Genomic DNA, 19,708 nt, shown 5'->3' with positions numbered 1-19,708 from the left:
AGTTTCTTCAAGGACAACCGCCGATATAAGGAAAACCTGACCGGTCATTTACCCAAAACCGAACAGTCACATCGCATGAAAGAAATCCAAGAACTTTCAGACCGGCTGGGTCTTCGTTTTCATGACCCCTCCCTCCTCCTGCGCGCCGTCACGCATAGCTCCTACTTAAACGAAAACCCACATCATGGCCTTGAAGACAACGAACGCCTGGAGTTTCTCGGGGACGCCGTTCTCGACTTCGTCGTAGGCGATTACCTCTATCATCATTTCCCCGAAATGAACGAGGGGAACCTGACAAAACTGCGGGCCGCTCTCGTCCGCACGGAAACGTTAGCCACATTCGCGAGCCAGTTTGAAATGGGTCGGGCTTTACGCCTGAGCCAGGGTGAAGCGGAAAATGGTGGGCGCGAACGTCCCGCAACCCTCTGCGGCGCGTTCGAGGCCCTGGCCGGCGCGCTCTATCTCGATCAGGGCCTGGATGCCGTGATCGCCTTCATGCAAACGCTTGTGCCCGCCATGCTCAACCAAATCCTGAAGCATTCGCTGCATAAAGACGCCAAGAGCGAATTCCAGATTTGGGCGCAAGCCCGCTTCAACATCACGCCCCATTACCAGGTCATCCGCGCCGAAGGCCCTGACCACAACAAGCGATTCACCGTCGAAGTTCTGTTGGAAGCGAGTGTCTGGGGCCAGGGGACGGGACGCAACAAACAGGGAGCCGAACAAGAGGCAGCCCGGGCCGCCCTCATCCGGGCAGATGATTACGACGACCTGGCGGAAGAAGGAAGAACGGGGGGACAAACATGAGTGCCGCGACACGGAGGCGGCTGTGGATCACGGGGGGGAGCGGTTTTGTGGGTCGGCGTCTCGTTTCACTGGCTCGACAGCATTATGACGCGCGCTACACCTATTTTTCCGGCCATCCATCGCAGTCAGACGCAGGCGACCGACTGGATGTGCGCGACCGGGAAGCCGTTCTGGCGCTGGCGCGGGGCTGGTCGCCAGATGTCATTATCCATGCCGCCGGCTCCGACACCTCCGCCGACATGGACCGGGTCATCCTCCAGGGCACGGAGCATGTTTGCGCCGCCGCCCGTGCCTGCGCCGCCCGCCTCATTTTCCTCTCCACGGATGTCGTTTTCGATGGACAACACGCGCCCTATCGGGAAGCAGACCCGCCGCGCCCCCTGCACGCCTATGGACGAGCGAAAGCAGCGGCGGAAGAGATCGTCGCCGCGCTGGACGATTACGTGATTGTACGCACGTCGCTGGTGTATGATTTGCGCGAGGTGGGGCACAATTTCGACTGGCTGCTGCGGGCGCTGCGGCAGGGGGAACCGGTGACGCTGTTCACGAACCAGTGGCGCAATCCTATCTGGCGAGAAACGCTGTGCCAGGCGTTGTTGGAATTGGCGTGGCGAGCGTATGTGGGGGTGCTGCACGTTGCCGGCATTCAACCCCTCACCCGCGCCGAATTTGGCCTGAAAATGCTCGACTGGTGGGGCATCACCGACCGCGCCACCCTCACCCTGGGAGCAGGCGACGGCCACCGCTGGCCCGCCGACTGCCGCCTGGACCTCAGCCGCGCCACCGCCCTGCTACAAACGCCCCTCTTGGGCATTGACACCGTTTTGCGCCAGGCCGCCGCCCATACGCAGCGCGCCTGATCGCCCACGGAGCCACCGGATGTCCCCACGCCCCCCCCCTACTCGCCACCAATCACCCCGCTACTGGCTCTTCTCCGCCATCATCTGGATCGTAGCCCTGCCCTGGCTCCTGTTTCCCGACCAACTTCCGTGGCTCACGGCCGGCATGGCGCTGCTGCTGGTCGGGCTGCGGGTGGGGGCGCGCCTCTGGCAAGGACGCTTTTTCCCGCCGACGCCGCTGGACAGTTTTATTCTGCTCTACCTCGCTTTCGCCGCCATCTCGCAATGTTTCAGTCCTGTGCCAGATGCCGGCATGCCCAAACTATTCGTCCTCATCCAGGGCGTCACCGGCTACTACCTCATCCGCGAAGGCGTAGGAACACCGCGCCGCCAAACCTGGCTGGTGACCGGACTCGCCGGGGCGCTGGCCGTCGCCGCCGCCCTCGCCCTCTTCACCCTGGAATGGCCCGCCCGCCAGATCATCAACCTCCGCTTCCTCACCGACCGCCTCCCCCATCTCGGCGGCTCCTTCACGGTCCACTTCAACGAAATGGCCGGACTGCTGGTGTTGCTACTGCCCTTCCTCCTGGCAACTGCCTGGCGGACACGCCAACGTCCCTGGCCGCAAAAAGCCCTCGCTTGCGCTGCGCTCGTCCTCGTAGGCGGCGTCCTTCTCCTCACCCAATCCCGCGCCGCCCTCATCAGTCTCATCCTGGCCGCCAGCGCCGCCTTCATCTGGTCCCGCCGGTCGTCGCGTCTCCTCCCGCCCCTGCTGGGCGGCGCGGCACTACTCGTGATCGTGCTGCTGTTAGCCTCAGGGCAGGGGCAGGCGTGGCTGGCCACCCTGGATGCGCTCAGCAAAGTCGGCACCGTAACCCCCACCAGTTGGCTGGTGCGCCTGGAAATCTGGCGCAATGCCGCGCAAATGCTGCGCGACTATCCCCTGTTTGGGGCCGGCTTCTACGCTTTCGATGCCACCAGCCGCGCCAACTACCCCTTTGCCCTTATCGGCCCCGGCTTTGACCTGACGCACGCGCATAACTTGTGGCTACAAACAGGCGCAACCCTCGGCTGGCCGGCCCTGGTGACGATGATAGCTCTCTGGCTCACGCTGGCGCACGGTCTTTGGCGACAGGGAAGCTCGCAACCCCTCGCCCGCCTCTATGGAGCCAGCATCGTCGGGTATCTGGCGTTTAATTGTTTCGATCTGGTAGGCCTGGAGCAAAAACCGGGCATATTTGTCTGGCTGGCGATGGCTGGCGGCGCGGCGCTGCTTCCGCCGTTAACCGCGGCAACCCACCCGCGCCGGACAGCCTTGTGGCGCTGGATGCCCGTGGTCACGACGCTGCTGCTCCTGCCGCTGCTGCCTCGTAATCTGGCGAACAACACCCTGGACCAGGTACGGCTGGCGGACATGCCCCTGTCGCCCGCGCTCACGGCGGCGTCATTCACGGGTGATGCACGGCGGCAAGGATTACTGGCTTATCTGCGAAGAGACCTGCAGACAGCGCAGCAGTTTTGGCGACTCGATCCCCAGGCCCCCCTTTTCCTGCAAAACCAGGGTCAGCAGGCCGCCTACGCCGGCGACTACAAAGCGGCGGTAAACTGGTACGACATGGCCCTGGGCGTGGACCCCACGGCGGCGCTTTCCTATCTCTGGCGCGGCGTGGCCCACGAAACGCTCGGCGAAAAAGAACAGGCCGCCCTTGACTATGAATTTGCCGCCCGCTACGTAGCGCAAGAGCATCTAATCCCCCCGTGGCAGCCACTCATCTACTTCAAATGGGCCTATGCGTCGGCGCAAAACGGCAACAACGCCGTGGCGCTGACCGCCATACAGCAAGCCATGGAACTGGAGCCGGATAACCCGGCGTATTATCAACTTCTGGGAGACATTTTACAGGCACTGGGTGACACAGCAGGCGCGGTACAAGCGTACGAAAAGGCGAAAACCCTGCAACGGTAGGTCAAAGGAGGTCAACAGAGTTGTACGCCGCGGGCTAACCTTGCGCCCCCGTTCCCCTCGTCAGCTCTGAGCCAAATATGAGAAAAACGTCCTATTTTCGCTTTTCTCACGGGAATAGGGAGCAAACTGGTATATAATAGGATGGTTTTGAGAACCTGTAAATCTCTCAGGCGCAATACCTGCGCAAGGAGGACGGATGAGCCATACTCCTCGGTTTTACCTGCTGTATCCTCAGTAACCGTCCGAAAACAACTTCACACTTTTTACGGACGATTACTGCCAAACTATCATGGATAGCCGCTATCTAGGATAGTCGCTATCCATGATAGTCGCTATCTATGATAGTCGCTATCTAGGCAAGTCGCTGTCCGCACATTTCCGCTAACTCAATTGCGGACAGCCACTTGCCTTGCAAGGACATCCAGACCACACGCGGGACGCTTCCAGAAGGGTTGTCTCGCCTCGATTCGTTACTTTTTTGCATCTTGACTTTTCTCCTTTGAATATGCTAGACTGCACGCTCAGTATCCTAAACGACACTGAATGTGTATAGTCCCCTACACATTTAATCAATTCCAGAGAGGTCGAAATCAGGTATGAGCAATATGGTGAATCCATTCGAAGAAATGGAAATTGTAAGCGCGCTTTTGGCGGAAGCAACCGAGCGTCATTACATCACGTATGATCGCATTTTGGAACTACTGCCAGACGTAGAGAACAATCTCCCTTTGCTAGAGACAATCATGGAAGAGTTGCAGGCTGCTGGCGTGCATCTGCACGACACGGACGATCCTCTGAATGATGCTCTGGAAGATGACGATTCGCTGGAAGACGAAGATGACGAGGGTCTGCCAGGGTATCCAAAGCGACTTCATGCCGCTCCCTTGTTTGACCTGAGCAGTGTGCCGATTGATGACTCCGTGGGGCTGTATTTCCGCGAAATGGGACAGCAGCAACTCCTGTCGGCCGACGAAGAGGTCCAGTTAGCGAAGGAAATTGAGGCGGGTCGCGCCGCGGAATCGGCGCTGGCCGAAGATCAGCACGATTTTGCTGAAGATGTGTTGGACGAGTTGGTGCGCATGCGTGAAGTCGGTGAAGCGGCGCGCGCGCATCTGATTCGCGCGAACACACGGCTGGTCGTTAGCATCGCCAAGAAATATCGGGGCCGGGGTCTACAATTTTTGGATCTGATCCAGGAAGGCAACGTGGGCCTGATGAAGGCCGTGGAGAAGTATGATTATCGTCGCGGCAACCGTTTCAGCACCTACGCGACCTGGTGGATCCGCCAGGCAGTGACGCGCGCGCTGGCGAATCACGGACGCACGATTCGTATTCCCGCGCACTTGGGTGGACGTATCAGCAAGCTGTATCAAGTGGCGCAGGAGTTGGAACAGGAGTATGGGCGTCAGCCAACGGCGGAAGAGATTGCTGAGTATATGGAATTGCCGGCAGATCGCGTGCGTTGGATGCTGCGGACAAGTCGCCAGCCCGTCCACCTGGAACGCCCCGTCGGGGATGAATCCGATGCCGAGTTGGGTGACTTCATCGAAGACGTGGAAGCCCCACCGCCGGCGGAAACCGTCGCGCAAAACATGCTCACGGAGGAAATTGGCGAGATATTGGACCAGTTGACGCCACGAGAGGCGCGTATTCTGCGTTTGCGTTACGGTTTGCAGGATGGCGAGTCCCGCACCCTGAAAGAAGTCGGCGAGATGTTTGGTCTTTCCCGCGAGCGCATTCGCCAGTTGGAGAAGGAAGCGCTGCGCAAGTTGCGCCACCCCAACTTCGCGGGACACTTGCGCCAGTATTTGAACTGAGGCGCGGCGGAGCAAAAGGCTCCGCGCAACGTGCAACCAAGAAGCTCATTTAGGCCCGACGGGTATGCCACTCGTCGGGCTTTTTATTGCTCGCCCGGACTCAGGTATAATCATGTTTTATGGCGATTCTTAGCGCAACTAACTTGTCTCAATCATTCGGCGCGGTGGACGTTTTTGCCGGCATTTCCGCCAGCATCCCCAACGACGGCAAAATCGGACTCGTCGGCCCCAACGGCATCGGCAAAACCACCCTCCTCCTCATCCTCGCCGGCCTCGCCTCCCCCAGCAGCGGCAGCGTCCACCGCGCCCGCAACTGTCGCATCGGCTACCTCCCCCAGGAGTCCGCCGGCGCCTTCAACGGTCAGGAACACACCGTCTACCAGGAAATGCTCACCCTGTTCGCCCCCCTGCGCGAACAGGAAATCCGCCTGCGCCAAATGGAACAACGCATGGCCGTAGACGGCAACGCCCCAACCCTCCTCGCCGACTACGGCGTCGCCCTGGAGCGTTTTGAACTGGCCGGCGGCTATGACTACGAGCGCCACATCAAACACACCCTCACCGGCCTCGGCTTCGACGAATCAAGCCGCCACCTCCCCCTGACCCACCTCAGCGGCGGGCAAAAAACGCGCGCCCTGCTCGCCCGCCTCCTCCTGGAACGCCCCGACCTCCTCATCCTCGACGAACCCACCAACCACCTGGACATCCAGGCCGTCGAATGGCTGGAAAGCGCCCTCAAGGCGTGGCCAGGCGCGCTCCTCGTCGTCAGCCACGACCGTTACTTCCTCGACAAAGTCGTCGACCGCATCTGGGAAATGAGCCGCGGCGGCATCGAACTATACCGCGGCAGCTACAGCCACTACGTACAACAGCGACAAGAACGATGGGAGCGCCGCCAAAAAGAGTTTGCCGCCTTCAAGGAGCGCATGGAACGCGAACTGGACTACATCCGCCGCAACATTGCCGGGCAAAACACACTGCAAGCCCAGGGCAAACTAAAACGCATCACCCGCGAACTGAAGGCCGTTCACGCCGGCGGATTGGGCGCTATCCAGGGACAAAACTGGTCCCAGGCGTTGCGGCAGCTAGATATTTCATCCGGGGAATGGGACGTGGCCGCCGCCACGGAAGCCATCCGCACCCTGCCACAGCCGCAAAACCGCCCCCCGCGGCTCAACCTGCGCCTGGCGACGACACAACGCAGCGGAGACCTCGTGCTGCGCAGCGAAGACCTGTCCATCGGCTATCCGGGCAATCCCCTCTTTCGCGCCGAGGACATCGAACTGCGACGGCAGGAAATAGCGGCACTGATTGGTCCCAACGGCACGGGCAAAACCACATTCCTACGCACTATTCTGGGGGAACTCCCCCCACTTTCCGGGCGCGTTCGCCTGGGAGCCAGCCTGCGCGTAGGGTATTTTGCCCAGGCACATGAGCGGCTCAATCCGCAAAGCACGGTCATCGACGAACTCACGCGCTACCACCCCATGCCCCTGAGCGAGGCGCGCACGCACCTCGCCCGCTACCTGCTGCGCGGCGACGACGTGTACAAACAAGTGGGCATGCTCAGCGGCGGCGAACGCGGGCGGCTGGCCCTGGCTGTGTTGGCGTTAGAAGGGGCCAACTTCCTCCTGCTGGACGAGCCGACCAATCACCTGGACATCCCCGCGCAGGAAGTGTTGCAAGAGGTCCTCGAGCAGTTTGATGGCACGATCCTCATGGTATCCCACGACCGCTACCTGGTTGACAGACTGGCAACGCAAATATGGGACCTGGCGGATGGTTGTTTGCGAATTTTTCAGGGGCCATATCAAGACTTTATCGCCGAACGAGATGCCGCCCGCGAAGCGGCTCGTCTGGCAGCGCAGGCACAGGTGCAGGAAGAGCGGGAGGAGCGCGCTAACCAATCTTTGAGCAAAAATGCGCGTCAGCAGCGAGAAAAGGCGCTGGCGGATCTGGAACAGCAGATAACGAACCTGGAAGAACAGGCGGCGCGGCAGGTGGAAGCGCTGCAAACGGCAACCTTGACCCAGGACTTTGGCAAGATTCAAAACCTGAGCATAGAATACGCGGAAACGCAGCAACATTTGGAGCGCCTGATGCAGGAGTGGGAGGATTTTCTCCATGAGGAGCAGTAAGAATCAGGGACGTCCGCCCCGCTGGCCGGACAAAATCGTGGTAGGGCTGACCGGCAACATCGCCACGGGCAAATCATCCGTGATGCGCATGGCGGCGGAGCAGGGCGCCTTAACGCTGGATGCCGACAAAATTGTGCATGAGATTATGGACGGCGACCCCAGTGTGCAGGCGGCCATTGCCGTAGCGTTTGGGGCGGAGGTGCGCAAGGCGGATGGGCGAATTGACCGCCCGGCGCTGGCGGCCATCGTTTTTTCGGATCCCACTGCGCTACGGGACCTGGAGATGATGCTGCACCCCGCCGTGCGCACGGAAATCATCCAGCGGGTGAACGAAAGTCAGGCGCAGGTCGTTTTCATTGAGGCGATCAAGCTGCTGGAAGGTCCGCTGGTGGACGATTGCAACGTTGTCTGGGTGACGGCGTGCGCGCCGGTGCGCCAGCTAGAACGACTGATGATTTGCCGCGGCATGGATGAGGAGACGGCGGCGCTGCGGGTGAATGCACAGCCGCCGCAGGCGGAGAAGGTAGCCCGCGCGGATGTGGTGATTCGTACGGATGGCACGATGGCGGAGACACGATTGCAGTTTGAGGCGGCCTGGGAAAGCCTGGGCAAGCCCCGCCCCGCGCCCACGCCCGCCCCCAGCGCGAAAGCAACCCAACCCAGGCCGGAGGCGACGGCCAAACCGATTTTCCCCACGGAAACGCCTACCAACGTCACGGTACGCCGTGCTCGTCCTTCCGACGTCCCTGCTGTTCTCCTTCTCATCCACAAGGCTACCGGTGGCCATGTCAAACCCCGCCGCGCGGAATTGCTCATGTCCATGTCCGAGCGAAGTTACCTGATCGGTCAGGAAGAAGCAGAGATTACGACGATTATTGGTTGGGTCGCAGATGCCGGCATTGCCCGCATTGAGCAAATCTACGTCCACCCCCTCTCCGCCGTCACCATCACCGCCCCCGCCGTCCTCGCCGAAATCGAACGCACCGCGCAAGAACTCATTTGCGAAGCCATCCTGGCCTTCCTGCCCCAGGACGCCCCCGATCCCGTGCGGCAATTGTTCTCCGTCGCCGGTTTTCAGCCGCGCCAAAGCAGCGAACTGCCACGAGTCTGGCGCGCCGCCGCCGCGGAATCGCAGCCACAAGATACGCACCTGCTGGTGAAGACGCTGCGCGACGTGCGCATTGCCTGAACAACCCGACAGCTTGCACCAATGAGGACACCATGACGCAATTGAAGCAATGGATCAGCAGCCACCCCAGCCTCACCGCCTGGTTCGCATTGGGCCTGGGGATGGTGATCATCCTGATTTTTGAAGCCCGCGAAATTGGGCTACAGGCCAGTCAGTGGTTCTGGCTGATCGTCATCACCTTTCTCGTGGCCGGCGCGTGTATCTGGATCGTTAGCTGGGGCGACGACGAAAACGAGGAGTCTTCATGATTGGGAACCAGACTGGAATGGCCTTTGAGGCTGCGCCAGTCTCTATTCACGCAACAGGACATCACCCTCATGTTCGGTCCGATACAAAACAACATTACCCTGGAACAGGTCGCCGGGCTGCGACAATCTATCGCGGATCTGTACGTCATTGAAGACATGACCATCGGCTCACCCCACCCCGGCTACGTCCGTTTTCGCGGCCAATTTATGCGCGACGCGGGCGAAAGCTTCATCGAAGTGCGCCGCCGCTTTCAACCCCAGGGCTTTACGCCACTGCTGCGGCAACAAGATGGCGAACCCGTCCTCATCGCCATGTCCATCGTCTTTGATCCCCCCCCTTCGAATCCGCGGATCAACCTGCTGCTGCTCATCGTCACCATCATCTCCACCCTTTACGTAGGCGCGGCCAGCGACCCGGCCTTTACCGGGCAAAACCTGCTGCGGGAAATCTGGCTAGGGCTGCCGTTCAGCCTCAGCATCATGCTCATCCTGGGGGCGCACGAACTGGGGCACTATTTCGCCGCCCGCCACCACGGCGTGGCCGTCACGCTGCCCTACTTCATCCCCATGCCCTTCTCGCTGATCGGCACGCTGGGCGCATTCATTCAACTGAAGGCGCCCGTCACGAACCGGCGGGCGCTGCTGGACATCGGCGCGGCGGGGCCGTTGGCGGGCATGGTTTTTGCCCTCCCGCTACTGATCATCGGATTGAAAATGTCCTCCGTTGGCCCGATCGATGCCGGCGGCGGTTACGTCCTGGAAGGCAACTCGCTGCTGTACGCTTTCCTGAAAATCGTGCTGTTTGGGCGGATGCTGCCCGATGGCGCGGTCGATGTGAGCTTGAACCAGGTCGCCTGGGCCGGTTGGGTGGGGCTACTGGTGACGGGGCTGAACCTGCTGCCCGTGGCGCAGTTGGATGGCGGCCACATTGCCTACGTGCTTTCCGGCAAATGGGCCAAACGGCTGTATTGGCCGGTGCTGATTAGCTTGTTGGGGCTGGGGGCGCTGGTCACGCAAAACGTCTTGCAGTGGGGTTTCTGGGTGCTGTTGCTGCTGCTGTTGGGCAACCGACACGCCGAGCCACTGGATGACGTGACGCCACTGGACCCACGACGACGGGCGATTGCCATTTTTTCGCTGCTCTTGTTTGTGCTGGTGTTTGTGCCTGTGCCCATCACGTTTGTGCCGCCAGGATGATGCCCCAGGCTTTTTCAGCATTCAAACGATCCCATTCCGGTAACTTCTCAATATTTCGGGGGAACCGCGGCCTGAGCTTGTCGAAGGCCGTTGGTTTCGACAGGCTCAACCAACTTCGCCCCACCTAATTGAGAAGATACCCATTGCGTACCGAAAAAGCCTCAAGCCAATCAGGACTGACAGTCCTCATTATCGCAGGAGACTTCACCGGCTGCCGCCGACCACCATGAATGAAAATGGTGTGCCGTCGTAGCCCGATTTTCCAAATCGGGCGGGCGATTTGGAAAATCGCCCTACATTTTTGAAGGAGATTACCATGAGCGATTTACAAGAGAAGTTTACAGCGGCGACGGCGGCGGCGCAGAAGCTGCCCACGCGCCCGGACAATGAGACGCTGCTCCAGCTTTATGCGCTGTATAAGCAGGCCACGGCGGGCGACGCCAGCGGCAAACGACCGGGCTTTACCGATCTCGTCGGGCGCGCCAAGTACGATGCCTGGGCCAAACTGAAAGGGATGGGCAACGACGCGGCCATGCAGTCTTATGTTGACCTGGTGGCGAAATTGAAAGGCGTATAAGGCCAATCCAGAAAAATATCGATCCGGAAAAGGCGCGGTTTTCTGGATCTGGCAAAGGCCACCACTTCGCGCCAAACCTTAAGGGTCTCCAAGACCTTTAAGGTTTGTAACTGCTAAGCCAGATTGGACCAATTTTCTTTGGTGAAAATGGTCCAATCTCCAGAGAGCGTTCGTATTTATTGAGGGCGCATCCGTATTTAAGATTGGAAACAACAGATGCGCTGGAAGGGTTCTTGCTTGTCGGATAGTCCAAAGTTAATTTTGTACGAACCCTAAGGTTATGGTTTTGCCGCTTGTCCGCTTGTCGGCTGTGGGAAATTGGTTATAATTTTGTCTGCTGCGGCGCTGTAGCTCAGTGGCAGAGCGGGGGACTCATAAGCCCTAGGTCACTGGTTCAAATCCAGTCAGCGCCACCAGAATGATGAGGCCGCCCGATTTTGCAATCGGGCGGCTTTTTTTTGACCAGGAATGGTGATGGATGCAGGATAATGGTCGGGGGCGGCACGGATGGAAGCACGGGACGGTCTGGCTGCTGGGCGGGTTGCTGGCGCTGGCGGCAGCTGTGCTGCTGAGGTGGCCGCCGGCCATCCTGGCAGTAGATTTGAACCAGACGCGCCTGGATAGGGCAATGCCGGCATTCTCCCCCACCCACACCCTGCAACAAACCTTCGTCCCCCGGCAAGATGGCCTGCGAGAAGTCGAAATCCTCCTGGCAAAACCGGATAGAGACGACGAAACAGGAACCTTCACCCTATCGCTATGGGACGACACACAAACAGTTGTGGCGCGGGAATCCTGGTCCGCTGCCAACCTGAGCCATAACCAGAGCCTCGTGCTGCGCCTGCCGCGCCAGCCCCATTCCGCCAACCACACCTACACATTGACGCTGCAAGGAGACGAGACCAATACCGTCAGCGCCTGGGCATACAGCCTGAACGTAATTGAGAGAGGCCAGTTGCAATGGACCGACGGCAGCAGACCAGACGCCGCCGCGCTACGCCTGGTCACACGCTATCAGTTAGGATGGGGGCAGGCGCTCGCCTGGTTGGGGCAGACCCTGTGGCAAGAAGGGGGGCTGTTGGTGCTGACCGTGGCATTTCTCGGCCTGCCGGGGGGCTTACTGCTGCCGCTGTTCCCGCCCGCGCGCCGCTGGGACCGCGCCGCCTGGTGGGGCATCTCGCTGGCGTTGGGCGCGGCCACCTGGCCCCTCCTCTGGTTCTGGCTTAGCCTGGTGGGCGGGCGGTGGCGTGGCTGGTCCCTGTGGCTGGTTTTGCTCGCCGGTTGGGGCGTGATCCTGCTCCGCGCCCGGCATGTGGCACGCAAATCAGGCGTCCAAAACAAGCGCGATGCGGCGGCGCACGGAACGTTGATTTTGCTGCTTCTGCTCGCGCTGTCGCTGCGCTTGCTGGCGGTGCGCGACCTGGCCTTCCCCCCCTGGGTGGATGCCAGCCGCCACGCGCTGATCACGGAGGTGATGGTCGCCGGCGGGCGCTTCCCCACGAACTACGGCGCGTTGCTGCCGGTAGCCCGCGCCCCCTACCATTACGGGTTTCATGCGATTGCCGCCAGTCTTGATTTGATGGGCGGATGGACGCTGCCGGCATTTCTCCTCTACCTCGGTCAATGGCTCAACAGCATCATCCCCCTGGTCATCTACGCGGCCACATGGCTGGTCACGCGCCACCGCGGCGGCAGTCTGGCGGCGGCGTTCCTGGTGGCCGTGCCCTTTTTCTTTCCCGCCTACTACGCCACCTGGGGCCGTTTTACGCAGTTGACGGCACTGCTGATCTTGCCCGCGCTGCTGGCGCTAACGTGGCAGATACTGCGTGGCGGCCGGCATTGGCGCGGAGGTTGGTGGCCGGTGGGGATGTTAAGTGCCGGCATTTTCCTCATTCACATCCGCGTTTTCCTCCTCTACCTCCCCTTCGCCGCCCTCGCCTGGCTGGCCAGCCACGCCCGGCGCACCCGCTCCCTGGCTGCCGCCGCCCTCCTGGCCCTCACCCTCACCCTGCCCCGCTGGATACAGCTTTGGCAGTTCAACCAGGGCAAGCAACTCACCTCCGCCATTGCCGGCTACAACGCCTTCCCCATTGGCTACGTCCAGGCCGGATGGGAGCGTTGGTTCCTCGTTTTTGCCGGCATTGGCCTCCTCTACACCTTCTACGCCGCCTGGCGCCGGCGCCCCTGGGCCGCGCTGCCCATCACCCTCGGCCTCTGGGTCACCACCACCCTCCTCCTCATCTCCGGGCGGCTGCCGGGCATTCCCAGCTCCTGGCTCGTCAACCTGAACAGCGCCTACATCACCCTCTTCATCCCCCTCGCCTGGCTCTTTGGCCTGCTCCTCTGGCGCGCCGCCCGCTGGCTGCGGCGACAGCGCCCGGCGGCGCAAAACGCGGCGCGGCTGCTGGCCGGCGGCCTGCTCGTCGTCCTCCTCCTCTTCGGGGGCCATCAGCAAATCACCATCCTCAACGAACAAACCCTCCTCGCCAATCCCGCCGACGCCGCCGCGCTGCAATGGCTGGACGCCAACATCCCCGCCACGGCCAAAGTCGCCGTCAACAGTTGGCGCTGGTTGGGCAGCACCTGGGCCGCCAGCGACGGCGGAGCCTGGATTCTCCCCCTCACCGGACGCCAAACCACCACCCCTCCCGTGGATTACATTTATGATCCGACCCTGGCGCGGCAAGTCAGCGCCTTCAACGAATCCGCCGCGCAAATGGCGGACTGGTCCACGCCGGCGGCGGCAGACTGGCTGCGGCAACAAGGCGTGACGCACATCTTCGTCGGCGTCAAGGGCGGTTTTTTCAACCCCGCCACGCTCCGCCGCAACCCGCGGCTCACGCTGCTTTACAGCCAGGGAGGCGCGTTCATCTTTGCGGTGGACCCAAACCCGGTTTCTCCGCCCTTGAAATCAGGTGCAACGCCCAGAAACCGGGTTTTTTAACCGGTGAACTACCTGTTCGCAAGAAAGACATGAACCATTCAACAATTCACCCATTCACCAATCAATAAAGAACATCCTGTTTATAACGCACAGCGTCATTTTCCTTGCTCCCCTCTCTGGATACCGTTATAATCTCCGCGCAGTTGGCATCCGGGCTGTGGCAAATGCACCTGGACACCGCCGCGTAGAAGCATACCCTACCTCCTATCAAGAGTCGTCGCGATGCTCGATTTCTCCCTCACCGCTGAACAGTTGGCCGCCGCCGAGATGGTGCGCCATTTCGCCGAAAAAGAAGTGTATCCGACCATCAAACAGTATGATCGGGAACAGTCGATGAACCCGGACGTGCTGCCGCGCATGGCGGCGTTGGGCATTTTGGGCATCAACATCCCCGTGCGCTACGGCGGTCAGGGGTATGATTATGTCACGCTGGGATTGGTGTGTGAGGAACTGGAGCGGGTGGACTCGCCGCTGCGCGTGATCATGTCCGTGCATATGGGTTTGAACAGCATGGGGCTGTTGCAATGGGGCACGGAGGCGCAAAAGCAAGCGTTCCTCACGCCGCAGGCGAAGGGGGAGAAAGTGGCCGCCTTTTGCCTGACGGAGCCGGGCGCGGGGTCCGACGTGGCCGGGATGCGCGCCACGGCCCGCCGCGATGGGGATGATTATGTCCTCAACGGGGAGAAGATGTGGATTAGCCTGGCGACGAAGGCGGACCATTTTCTCTGGGTGGCAAAGACGGACCCGGATGCACGCCCGGCGCACAAGGGGTTGAGCGCGTTTCTGGTGCAGCGGGATATGCGCGGGGTGACGACGGGCGATATTCATGGCAAGTTGGGGGTGCGGGCCGGTTCGACGGGTTGGGTGCATTGTGATGAGGTGCGCGTGCCGGCATTTCACCGCATCGGCGAAGAAGGTGAAGGCTTCAAAATCGCCATGAGCTGCCTGGACAACGGGCGCTACACCGTCGCCGCCGGGGCCACCGGCCTCATCCGCGCCTCCCTGGAAGCCTCCCTCAAATACGCCCAGGAACGCCACACCTTTGGCCGCCCCATCGCCCACTACCAGCTCGTCCAGCAAAAACTCGCCTGGATGCAGCAATGGTACGACTGCGCCCGCCTGCTCTACCTGCGCGTGGGCTGGATGAAAAACCAGGGCCAGCGCAACACCCGCGAAGTATCCCTGGCAAAATGGTATGCCACCGACCAATCCTTCCAGGCCGCCCACGAAGCCATCCAGATTCACGGGGCATATGGGTATTCGGATGAGTACGACGTGGAGCGATACTTACGCAACAGCCGCGGGGCCATGATTTACGAAGGCACCAGCGAGATTCACCAGTTGATGCAGGCGGATTATTTGCTGGGCAATCGGGAGGACAAGCCCCTACGTTGCGAGTTGCCCCCATACGATGCCGAAGAATGGCAGATGCCCCCTGCCTGAAGCGGAAAAACTGTCACGAACTGCGCCGATTATTCCGAAAACCATTCACCACCAACCGTCAACTATTAACCACCATCTCCCATGAGTACGCAAGTCAAAATCAAGGTGCGCGTCGGGCAAACGGTCCGCTTTCCGGGGCAATGCGTTCACGACATGACTCCGGCCACGGCATTGATGACGGTGCGCCAGCGCATGGGGCGGCGCACGCGCCTGATTGATGCGCCCGTTTGCGCGGCGTGCCAGGCGGAGTTGGGGCGGCTTTCCGGCGCGGAGGAGCGGCAGCAGCGGTTGGGTATGCTGGTGACGGTGGTGGGGGGATTGGCGGCGGCGGCGGTGGTGTGGTGGTTGATGCCGGCATTTCTCCTCTGGCTCAAACTTCTGGTGGCGATTGGTGGGGGAGGGGCAGTGAGTGCCGGCATCCTCAGTTGGTTCCGTGGCCGCCTGCCCCAGGCCGCCCGCCCCGAAAAAAAAGCCATCCGCGACGCCCTCAAAATCACCCGATTCTCCTGGCGCGCCACCACTTTCGAATTCACCAACGACGCCTACGCCGCCCAGTTCGCATCCTTGAACAAAACCCACTTAATGGAAACCTGAGACAAATGGCCCCATCTACTCGTCAATTCGCAACGGGTCAACCTCAGTCCTGACAAAGGAACTAACCATGAGGCATGATCACGCTTCATACCTCATACCTCATACATCATCATTTCATAGGAGGTAACGACTACATGAAAGCAGTTGTTTGCATCAAACAAACACCGAGTACAACGGCCGTCTTTTCCGTTGACAACGGTGTCGCCCGCTGGGAAGACCCGGGCGGCAAGCCGGTTGTACTCAATCCCTGGGACGAATACGCCGTTGAAGAAGCCATCCGCCTCAAAGAAAACCACGGCGCCGCCGAGGCCATCGCCATCACCATGGGGGACGATTCCAGCAGCGAACAGCTCAAAACCTGCCTGGCCATGGGTTGTGGCGAAGCCATCCTCGTCAATGACGGCGCCTTTGCCGGCTCCGACACCCTGGGCACGGCCCGCGTCCTCGCCGCCGCCATCCGCAAAGTGGATGACGCCCAAATCGCCGTCTTCGGCAAGCAGGCCATCGATGGCGACACCGGGCAAACGCCGGTGCAAGTGGCCGTAAAGTTGGGTTGGACCCCCCTGACCTTCGTCTCCGCCATCAAGGAAGTGACCGGAGACGCCATCACCGTGGAACGCCTCATTGACGATGGCAAAGAAACGGTCACCGCCCCCCTGCCCGTAGTCATCAGCGTCGTCAAAGAGATCAACGAGCCGCGCTACCCCTCCTTCATGGGCATCCGCAAGGCCAACCGGGCCACCATCCCCGTCTGGTCAGCGGCGGACCTGGACGTGGACGGCGGCGTGGGCGCGGCGGCCAGCCAGGCCGACTGGTCCCACGTCTACCCGCTGCCCGAACGCAACACCGTTGTGCAGCTAATCGAAGCGGACACCGCCGAAGAACAGGCCCGCATTCTGGCGGACAAGTTGTTTGAGGAGAAGGTAATATGAGCGGCGTATGGGTTTTCATCGAACATCAGGATGGTCAACTGAAGGCCATCAGCAAGGAACTGCTGGGCGCGGGCCGCACCGTCAGTGATGGCCTGGGCGCGCCCCTCACGGCGCTGGTCTTCGGCCAGAATGTGGGCGACGTTGCCGCCAGCGCCTTTGACCACGGCGCGGATGCCGTGGTCGGCTGTGATGATGCTTCGCTGGCACGTTTCCGCGTGGAAGCCGCCGGTTCGCTGCTGGCCGATCTGGCGCGCAGTCGCGGTCCGCAAGCGCTGTTGGTAGGCGGCTCCACGACCGGGCGCGATCTGGCGGCCTGGGTGGCGGCAGCGTTGGATGCCGGCATGGTCAGCGATGGCATTGCGTTGGCGGTAGAAGGAGATCGGGTGAAGGTGACTCGTCCGGTGTATGCCGGCAAACTCCTGGCCACCGTTTACGTCAAGAGCAGCCTCCAGATCGTCACCTTGCGTAGCCGCGCTTTCCCCGCCGCCGCGGGCACGGGCAAAACGGGCGCGGCGGAATGGGTCTCCCCGGCCAAAGCAGAAGCCGACATCCCCACGAAGATTATTGGCATGGAAGCAAAAGATGCCGGCATCAGCCTCACCGACGCCAACATCATCGTCAGCGGTGGGCGCGGCGTGGGCGGTCCTGAAGGATTCGCTCCCGTGCGAGAACTCGCCAACGTCCTCGGCGGCGCATTGGGCGCATCCCGCGCCGCCGTAGACGCCGGCTGGATTCCCTACGACCACCAGGTCGGGCAAACGGGCAAAACCGTCAGCCCCGACCTCTACGTCGCCTGCGGCATCAGCGGGGCCATCCAGCACCAGGCCGGCATGCGCACCTCCAAAGTCATCGTCGCCATCAACAAAGACGCCGAAGCGCCCATCTTCAAACTGGCGCAATACGGCATCGTCGGCGACCTCTTCAAAGTCGTCCCCGCCCTCTCCGCCGAATTCCGCAAACGCCTCGGCAAATAATCTCACCGACCAGACCTGCCAGGTCTTGCAAGACCTGGCAGGTCTTTTGCCTTTACCGCGCCGCTCCCCCCTCCCCCGAAAACTCGCCCGCCTCCATATGAAACCGTGTAAGATGAGAATTGCCGGCACACGTACACCGAAATTTGTCAAAACCCCCTAGCTTTGATACCATCAACGATTGCTATCATAAAACCTGAATCTGGAGTAAATGGCTGTGAAAGTTCTCTTGAAAGAAGATGTGGAAAATCTGGGATATGCCGGCGAAGTTTACGCCGTGGCTGACGGCTACGGGCGCAACTACCTGATCCCCCGCGGCCTGGCCGTGAAAGCCAGCCCTAAAGTAATGAAACAGGCTGAGTCATGGCGGCAGCGCGCCGCTGCCCGCCGTGAGCAACAGCGAGCCGAGTTTGCCGCTCTGGCCGCGCGCATTTCCGCCACGGAACTGGCTTTCGAGGCCAAAGCCGGCGAAACGGGCAAACTGTACGGCTCCGTAACCACCGCCGACGTAGTGGAAGCGTTGAATGCGGCCCTGGGCATTGACCTGGATCGCCGCCTGGTCGTCAGCGAGCCGCTGCGCCAGTTGGGCAAGCATCACGTGCCCGTGCGCCTCTCCGCCGAGTTTCACCCGACAGTAACCGTCGTGATCCGTGAAGAAGGCGCGGTGGAAGCGGACGAGGAAGCAGCGGAAGAGACGGACGCCGAAGCGGAAGTGGCGTAAGTAACCATCGCTTGCTATGTGGCGCGTCACCACCTGTCCGACGCTCCTGGTCATTGAAACATCTCCATCCTCAGTCCAGCAAAGCCACTGCCTTGATTCAGTGGCTTTTCATTTCCAGGACGGCCAATCAGCAGTGATTCAGAAGAGCCGCGCGCAGGCTACTCTTGGCGAGTAGGGCACGGAAAGCGCGCACAAGACATGAATGGGCGGTAGTTACGTTTTCGTGACTATACAGGTCATCTGCCCAGATTGGACCAATTTGCTCTGGTTGAATCTTATTGATGTCTACAAAATTGGTCCAATCTCTCGGAGACGTGAATAGTTACACGTTTTCTTCAAAATGACGATGCTTGGTAGCGAAAAAGTCAGGGCGGCCTGATTGACGCCGCCGTTCTCCCATACACTCCCAAACGGTGACAAACGTGGATGAACTTGGCAGTATTCTGCGTGAGGCGCGCGAGGCGCAGGGGCTGACATTGGCCCAGGCGCAGGCAGCAACGCGGATCAGTATGAAATTTCTGGAAGCGCTGGAGCGCGGCGATTATGCGGCGCTGCCCACACCGGTGCATGTGCGCGGTTTCTTGCGCAATTATGCGCGCTTTCTGGAACTGGACCCGCAGCCGCTGCTGGAACGGTACGAGGTGAGCAAGAATTATCTGGCCCCACCCGTACCAACGAATCGCGGCGATATTTCACCAGAAAACCCGCTGGCTCCTCGAGAAGATCGCGTTTTTTTCAATCCCGTGAACGTGGACATGGGGGAAAAGGGACGCGATCCGCAGTCGTTTGTGCGTCTGGCGATTATCGTGGCTTTGATCGTGGTTATTGCCTTGACCGTGAACCGTTTCTTTTTGAACAATGACACCAGTGACGCGGACGTTTCCGCGGCAGTGAACGCCATTCTCAATGGGAGCGAGGAAACGAGTACGCCGCAGGCGACTGTGCTACCCGATGTAACGCCTGCTGCCGGCATTGATGAAGCCATGATCTCTACCAGCCGCAATGTGATCGACCTGCCCACACCGACGGCCACGATACCGAAACTGCCGGCAACGATGGAACAGATCAACCTGCGCCTGGAAATTACGGAACGCACCTGGCTGCGCGTGACCATTGACGGCGACGTTGTTTATGAAGGATTGGGGCGGCAGGGAGAGACGATGGAATGGACCGCGCAACAGCAAGCCCAGTTGCTCACGGGGAATGCGATTGGCGTTTTTGTGACGATCAACGACATTCAGTTAGGTAAACTGGGTGGGCGCGGCCAGGTTGTGGACGAAACCTGGAACACGACGGGGAACTAGCCGGCCGGATAGCGATGAAAA

The 19,708-nt window shown here is 60.7% G+C and carries 16 protein-coding genes and 1 tRNA gene; all 17 read left to right on the top strand.

Features of this window, described 5'->3' with window-relative positions; translation table 11 throughout:
• Positions 1-75: 75 nt before the first annotated feature.
• The 17 genes from rnc (at position 76) to H6650_03005 (ending at position 19,687) form a co-directional block, all read left to right on the top strand.
• The gene (gene rnc / locus H6650_03085; GenBank protein MCB8950976.1) at positions 76-807 is read left to right on the top strand and encodes a ribonuclease III; all 732 of its coding nucleotides are present in this window, start codon (positions 76-78) and stop codon (positions 805-807) included.
• Complete coding sequence (locus H6650_03080; GenBank protein MCB8950975.1) at positions 804-1,667, top strand: sugar nucleotide-binding protein; 864 nt, start codon at positions 804-806, stop codon at positions 1,665-1,667. The genes rnc and H6650_03080 overlap by 4 nt, the downstream gene beginning before the upstream one ends.
• Before the next feature lie 19 nt (positions 1,668-1,686).
• Positions 1,687-3,612 carry an O-antigen ligase family protein gene (locus tag H6650_03075; GenBank protein MCB8950974.1) on the top strand — a complete coding sequence of 642 codons (1,926 nt, stop codon included), beginning with the start codon at positions 1,687-1,689 and terminating at the stop codon, positions 3,610-3,612.
• Positions 3,613-4,208: 596 nt separating this feature from the next.
• Positions 4,209-5,429: a sigma-70 family RNA polymerase sigma factor gene (locus tag H6650_03070; protein ID MCB8950973.1), complete on the top strand. Its 1,221-nt coding sequence runs from the start codon at positions 4,209-4,211 to the stop codon at positions 5,427-5,429.
• A gap of 143 nt (positions 5,430-5,572) precedes the next feature.
• Positions 5,573-7,567: an ABC-F family ATP-binding cassette domain-containing protein gene (locus H6650_03065; GenBank protein ID MCB8950972.1), complete on the top strand. Its 1,995-nt coding sequence runs from the start codon at positions 5,573-5,575 to the stop codon at positions 7,565-7,567.
• Positions 7,554-8,756, top strand: coding sequence for a dephospho-CoA kinase (locus H6650_03060; protein ID MCB8950971.1), 1,203 nt, complete (start codon positions 7,554-7,556; stop codon positions 8,754-8,756). Before H6650_03065 ends, H6650_03060 begins: the two co-directional genes overlap by 14 nt.
• A 32-nt stretch (positions 8,757-8,788) precedes the next feature.
• Positions 8,789-9,004 (top strand): hypothetical protein, encoded by a 216-nt coding sequence (locus tag H6650_03055; GenBank protein MCB8950970.1) that lies wholly within the window; start codon positions 8,789-8,791, stop codon positions 9,002-9,004.
• A gap of 24 nt (positions 9,005-9,028) precedes the next feature.
• Positions 9,029-10,201 (top strand): site-2 protease family protein, encoded by a 1,173-nt coding sequence (locus H6650_03050; protein MCB8950969.1) that lies wholly within the window; start codon positions 9,029-9,031, stop codon positions 10,199-10,201.
• A 316-nt stretch (positions 10,202-10,517) separates the two neighbouring features.
• A complete protein-coding gene (locus H6650_03045; GenBank protein ID MCB8950968.1) occupies positions 10,518-10,778 on the top strand; it encodes an acyl-CoA-binding protein in 261 nt (86 codons plus the stop codon).
• A 341-nt stretch (positions 10,779-11,119) separates the two neighbouring features.
• Positions 11,120-11,194, top strand: a tRNA-Met gene (locus tag H6650_03040).
• Positions 11,195-11,256: 62 nt separating this feature from the next.
• Positions 11,257-13,722 carry a hypothetical protein gene (locus H6650_03035; protein MCB8950967.1) on the top strand — a complete coding sequence of 822 codons (2,466 nt, stop codon included), beginning with the start codon at positions 11,257-11,259 and terminating at the stop codon, positions 13,720-13,722.
• 222 nt (positions 13,723-13,944) lie between these two features.
• The gene (locus H6650_03030) at positions 13,945-15,165 is read left to right on the top strand and encodes an acyl-CoA dehydrogenase family protein (protein ID MCB8950966.1); all 1,221 of its coding nucleotides are present in this window, start codon (positions 13,945-13,947) and stop codon (positions 15,163-15,165) included.
• Between the two features lie 81 nt (positions 15,166-15,246).
• The gene (locus H6650_03025; GenBank protein ID MCB8950965.1) at positions 15,247-15,759 is read left to right on the top strand and encodes a hypothetical protein; all 513 of its coding nucleotides are present in this window, start codon (positions 15,247-15,249) and stop codon (positions 15,757-15,759) included.
• A gap of 134 nt (positions 15,760-15,893) precedes the next feature.
• Positions 15,894-16,691 carry an electron transfer flavoprotein subunit beta/FixA family protein gene (locus H6650_03020; protein MCB8950964.1) on the top strand — a complete coding sequence of 266 codons (798 nt, stop codon included), beginning with the start codon at positions 15,894-15,896 and terminating at the stop codon, positions 16,689-16,691.
• Positions 16,688-17,665, top strand: coding sequence for an electron transfer flavoprotein subunit alpha/FixB family protein (locus H6650_03015; GenBank protein ID MCB8950963.1), 978 nt, complete (start codon positions 16,688-16,690; stop codon positions 17,663-17,665). The genes H6650_03020 and H6650_03015 overlap by 4 nt, the downstream gene beginning before the upstream one ends.
• Before the next feature lie 214 nt (positions 17,666-17,879).
• On the top strand, positions 17,880-18,383 hold the full coding sequence (locus tag H6650_03010; GenBank protein ID MCB8950962.1) for a 50S ribosomal protein L9: 504 nt from the start codon (positions 17,880-17,882) through the stop codon (positions 18,381-18,383).
• A gap of 422 nt (positions 18,384-18,805) precedes the next feature.
• Positions 18,806-19,687 (top strand): helix-turn-helix domain-containing protein, encoded by an 882-nt coding sequence (locus tag H6650_03005; GenBank protein MCB8950961.1) that lies wholly within the window; start codon positions 18,806-18,808, stop codon positions 19,685-19,687.
• Positions 19,688-19,708 lie beyond the last annotated feature (21 nt).

Source organism: Ardenticatenales bacterium (assembly GCA_020634515.1).
Taxonomy (GTDB): Bacteria; Chloroflexota; Anaerolineae; order Promineifilales; family Promineifilaceae; genus JAGVTM01.
Note: the sequence above shows the minus strand (reverse complement) of the source record. Positions and strands in the feature narration are given on the sequence as shown.